The 5,510-nt window shown below is 58.3% G+C and carries 3 rRNA genes; all 3 read right to left on the bottom strand.

The features are described 5' to 3' along the window. Nucleotides 1-45: 45 nt before the first annotated feature. The 3 genes from rrf to Cch01nite_RS22390 all read right to left on the bottom strand — a co-directional run bounded on the left by rrf (nucleotide 46) and on the right by Cch01nite_RS22390 (nucleotide 5,297). Nucleotides 46-162 (bottom strand): 5S ribosomal RNA (gene rrf / locus Cch01nite_RS22400). A 75-nt stretch (nucleotides 163-237) separates the two neighbouring features. Next, a 23S ribosomal RNA gene (locus Cch01nite_RS22395) occupies nucleotides 238-3,347 on the bottom strand. A gap of 429 nt (nucleotides 3,348-3,776) precedes the next feature. Beyond that, nucleotides 3,777-5,297 (bottom strand): 16S ribosomal RNA (locus Cch01nite_RS22390). Together the 16S, 23S and 5S rRNA genes form the textbook arrangement of a ribosomal RNA operon. Nucleotides 5,298-5,510: the final 213 nt, after the last annotated feature.

The raw sequence follows: 5,510 nt of genomic DNA, 5'->3' as shown, positions 1-5,510 counted from the left end.
AAACAGAAAGAGCCACCCCGTGTGGGGTGGCTCTTTCTGAATGGTGTCCGGCGGCGTCCTACTCTCCCACACCCTGGCGAGTGCAGTACCATCGGCGCTGAAGGGCTTAGCTTCCGGGTTCGGAATGGGACCGGGCGTTTCCCCTTCGCTATGACCGCCGTAACGTTGTCGAGTTGTCAAACGGGTTCCCGTTCGTCTCTCGGGAACCGCACAGTGGACGCGTAGCAATGAATGAAGGTGGTGAAGTTGTCGGCATATTAGTACCGGTCAGCTGCGAGGGTCTTTCGTCCCCTCTTCCACATCCGGCCTATCAACCCAGTGGTCTAGCTGGGTGCCTCTCGGGGATCGAGTCCCCGTGGAAACCTCATCTTGAAGCAGGCTTCCCGCTTAGATGCTTTCAGCGGTTATCCCTTCCGAACGTAGCCAACCAGCCGTGCTCCTGGCGGAACAACTGGCACACCAGAGGTTCGTCCGTCCCGGTCCTCTCGTACTAGGGACAGCCCTTCTCAAGTTTCCTGCGCGCGCAGCGGATAGGGACCGAACTGTCTCACGACGTTCTAAACCCAGCTCGCGTACCGCTTTAATGGGCGAACAGCCCAACCCTTGGGACCTACTCCAGCCCCAGGATGCGACGAGCCGACATCGAGGTGCCAAACCATGCCGTCGATATGGACTCTTGGGCAAGATCAGCCTGTTATCCCCGGGGTACCTTTTATCCGTTGAGCGACGGCGCTTCCACAAGCCACCGCCGGATCACTAGTTCCGACTTTCGTCCCTGCTCGACCTGTCAGTCTCACAGTCAAGCTCCCTTGTGCACTTGCACTCGCCACCTGATTGCCAACCAGGCTGAGGGAACCTTTGAGCGCCTCCGTTACATTTTAGGAGGCAACCGCCCCAGTTAAACTACCCACCAGGCACTGTCCCTGGTCCGGATCACGGACCGAGGTTAGATATCCAGAGCGACCAGAGTGGTATTTCAACGTTGACTCCACCGACACTGGCGTGCCGGCTTCACAGTCTCCCACCTATCCTACACAAGCCGCACCGAACACCAATACCAAGCTATAGTAAAGGTCCCGGGGTCTTTCCGTCCTGCTGCGCGTAACGAGCATCTTTACTCGTAGTGCAATTTCGCCGAGTTCGCGGTTGAGACAGCGGAGAAGTCGTTACGCCATTCGTGCAGGTCGGAACTTACCCGACAAGGAATTTCGCTACCTTAGGATGGTTATAGTTACCACCGCCGTTTACTGGGGCTTAAATTCTGAGCTTCGCCTTGCGGCTGACCCGTCCTCTTAACCTTCCAGCACCGGGCAGGCGTCAGTCCGTATACATCGTCTTGCGACTTCGCACGGACCTGTGTTTTTAGTAAACAGTCGCTTCTCCCTGGTCTCTGCGGCCCTTGGTGCTTCCCCGGGCTAGCCGGTTCACACGTCAGGCCCCCCTTCTCCCGAAGTTACGGGGGCATTTTGCCGAGTTCCTTAACCACGATTCTCTCGATCGCCTTGGTATTCTCTACCTGACCACCTGAGTCGGTTTGGGGTACGGGCGGCTAGAACCTCGCGTCGAGGCTTTTCTTGGCAGCATAGGATCACCATTTTCCCGCGTTCGCGGTCACCATCAGCTCTCAGGCTATGTGAGAGGCGGATTTGCCTACCTCTCGCCCTACGACCTTGGACGTGGACTACCATCGCCACGCACGGCTACCTTCCTGCGTCACCCCTGTTAATACGCTTACCTACTACCGGTTCGGGTCACGAGCTCCCCGGCACGGTACCCCCGAAGGGGTGGTGTGCCGGCTCGGTCGTTTAGCATCACCGGGCTCGGTATGGGCGGTTCTTCGCCGGTACGGGAATATCAACCCGTTGTCCATCGACTACGCCTGTCGGCCTCGCCTTAGGTCCCGACTTACCCAGGGCGGATTAGCCTGGCCCTGGAACCCTTGGTCATTCGGCGGACGGGTTTCTCACCCGTCATTCGCTACTCATGCCTGCATTCTCACTCGTGTGGCGTCCACCGCTGGGTTACCCCGCGACTTCGCCCGCCACACGACGCTCCCCTACCCATCCACACACCTGAACCACGAAGGCTTAGTTATCGTGTGAATGCCACAGCTTCGGCGGTATGCTTGAGCCCCGCTACATTGTCGGCGCGGAATCACTTGACCAGTGAGCTATTACGCACTCTTTCAAGGGTGGCTGCTTCTAAGCCAACCTCCTGGTTGTCTGTGCAACTCCACATCCTTTCCCACTTAGCATACGCTTAGGGGCCTTAGCTGGTGGTCTGGGCTGTTTCCCTCTCGACTACGGAGCTTATCCCCCGCAGTCTCACTGCCACGCTCTGGCTTACCGGCATTCGGAGTTTGGCTAACGTCAGTAACCTGGTGGGGCCCATCGGCTATCCAGTAGCTCTACCTCCGGCAAGAAACACGTGACGCTGCACCTAAATGCATTTCGGGGAGAACCAGCTATCACGGAGTTTGATTGGCCTTTCACCCCTAACCACAGGTCATCCCCCAGGTTTTCAACCCTGGTGGGTTCGGGCCTCCACGCGGTCTTACCCGCGCTTCACCCTGCCCATGGCTAGATCACTCCGCTTCGGGTCTAGAGCACGCGACTGAATCGCCCTATTCGGACTCGCTTTCGCTACGGCTTCCCCACACGGGTTAACCTCGCCACGTACCACTAACTCGCAGGCTCATTCTTCAAAAGGCACGCCGTCACCCCTGCTAGGGAGGCTCCGACGGATTGTAGGCACACGGTTTCAGGTACTATTTCACTCCCCTCCCGGGGTACTTTTCACCTTTCCCTCACGGTACTTGTCCGCTATCGGTCACTAGGTAGTATTTAGGCTTACACAGTGGTCTGTGCAGATTCACTCCAGGTTTCTCGGGCCCGGAGCTACTTGGGATCCCTCACGGGAGGCCACGCCATTTCGTCTACGGGGGTACCACCCTCTGTGCCGGGCCTTTCAATGCCCTTCGACTATGACGCGACTTTCTGACTCCCTGTCGGTTCGGCAGAACCAACAGCAAGGTCCCACAACCCCGCATACGCAACGCCTGCCGGCTTGAACACGTAGACGGTTTGGCCTGATCCGCTTTCGCTCGCCACTACTCACGGAATATCTCTTCCTGCCGGTACTGAGATGTTTCACTTCCCGGCGTTCCCTCCACACACCCTATATATTCAGGTGCGGGTCACACGACATGACTCGTGCGGGGTTTCCCCATTCGGACATCCTCGGATCACGGTTCGTTTGCCAACTCCCCGAGGCTTATCGCAGGCTACAACGTCCTTCTTCGGCTCCTAGTGCCAAGGCATCCACCCTGTGCCCTTATAAACTTGACCACAAAGATCATTCAAAGATGCTCGCGTCCACTGTGCAGTTCTCAAGCTACGACCGGGTGACTCGCCCTTTACTCGCACGCCTTGCCCACCAGCTCGTGATGGACGGTTCATGCGACCAGGCGGCCCGCAGGCCGACAGCCACCCCCACACCCGCAGGTGCGACAGTGGCTGACTCGACCCCAAGTTCCCAACCTTCCGGCTGTTCCCTCAGGACCCAACAGCGTGCCAGGCCAACCCGATGACCCCGGTGATCAGCTCGTTCCCTCCCCACCGCAAGCGGCAGGCGTACTAGAGCAACCACCGGCACCAGGCCGGCCGTAGTCGATGTTCCACCCTCGAGCACCACCACACGATCGTTCGCCGTGTGCGTGGGCCTGGACACCCTGCGCCACCCATGACAGATGAACGCGGCTGCCAGATGCTCCTTAGAAAGGAGGTGATCCAGCCGCACCTTCCGGTACGGCTACCTTGTTACGACTTAGTCCCAATCGCCAGTCCCACCTTCGACGGCTCCCCCCACAAGGGTTGGGCCACCGGCTTCGGGTGTTACCGACTTTCGTGACTTGACGGGCGGTGTGTACAAGGCCCGGGAACGTATTCACCGCAGCGTTGCTGATCTGCGATTACTAGCGACTCCGACTTCATGGGGTCGAGTTGCAGACCCCAATCCGAACTGAGACCGGCTTTTTGGGATTCGCTCCACCTCGCGGTATCGCAGCCCTTTGTACCGGCCATTGTAGCATGCGTGAAGCCCAAGACATAAGGGGCATGATGATTTGACGTCATCCCCACCTTCCTCCGAGTTGACCCCGGCAGTCTCCCATGAGTCCCCGGCATAACCCGCTGGCAACATGGGACGAGGGTTGCGCTCGTTGCGGGACTTAACCCAACATCTCACGACACGAGCTGACGACAACCATGCACCACCTGTACACCGACCTTACGGGGAGCACATCTCTGCACTTTTCCGGTGTATGTCAAGCCTTGGTAAGGTTCTTCGCGTTGCATCGAATTAATCCGCATGCTCCGCCGCTTGTGCGGGCCCCCGTCAATTTCTTTGAGTTTTAGCCTTGCGGCCGTACTCCCCAGGCGGGGCACTTAATGCGTTTGCTGCGGCACGGAACTCGTGGAATGAGCCCCACACCTAGTGCCCAACGTTTACGGCATGGACTACCAGGGTATCTAATCCTGTTCGCTCCCCATGCTTTCGCTCCTCAGCGTCAGTTGCGGCCCAGTGACCTGCCTTCGCCATCGGTGTTCCTCCTGATATCTGCGCATTCCACCGCTACACCAGGAATTCCAGTCACCCCTACCGCACTCTAGTCTGCCCGTACCCACTGCAAGCCCGAGGTTGAGCCTCAGGTTTTCACAGCAGACGCGACAAACCGCCTACGAGCTCTTTACGCCCAATAATTCCGGACAACGCTTGCGCCCTACGTATTACCGCGGCTGCTGGCACGTAGTTAGCCGGCGCTTCTTCTGCAGGTACCGTCACTTGCGCTTCTTCCCTGCTGAAAGAGGTTTACAACCCGAAGGCCGTCATCCCTCACGCGGCGTCGCTGCATCAGGCTTGCGCCCATTGTGCAATATTCCCCACTGCTGCCTCCCGTAGGAGTCTGGGCCGTGTCTCAGTCCCAGTGTGGCCGGTCGCCCTCTCAGGCCGGCTACCCGTCGTCGCCTTGGTAGGCCATTACCCCACCAACAAGCTGATAGGCCGCGAGCCCATCCTTGACCGATAAATCTTTCCAGACACGACACATGCGTGTGCGTCTCATATCCGGTATTAGCCACCGTTTCCCGTGGTTATCCCAGAGTCAAGGGCAGGTTGCTCACGTGTTACTCACCCGTTCGCCACTGATCAGACCAGCAAGCTGGTCGTCACCGTTCGACTTGCATGTGTTAAGCACGCCGCCAGCGTTCGTCCTGAGCCAGAATCAAACTCTCCGTAAATGTCTACATGGCACCGACCCACCGAAGCAGGCCAGCAACCGACACACGAAACGTCCCGAAGGACAATCAGATTCGGCTGTAATTCGGAGCCGCCCACCCACGGGGTGAGCAGACGACCCGCATCTCAACCAAGACCCACCACATCACTGCGATGGACCATCTTGGCATCGACTACTTGGCACACTGTTGAGTTCTCAAGGAACAGACGCGCAT

Source organism: Cellulomonas chitinilytica, assembly GCF_016862675.1.
GTDB lineage: Bacteria > Actinomycetota > Actinomycetes > Actinomycetales > Cellulomonadaceae > Cellulomonas > Cellulomonas chitinilytica.
The sequence above is the reverse complement of the archived record's forward strand: the minus strand, read 5'-3'. Positions and strand labels throughout refer to the sequence as shown.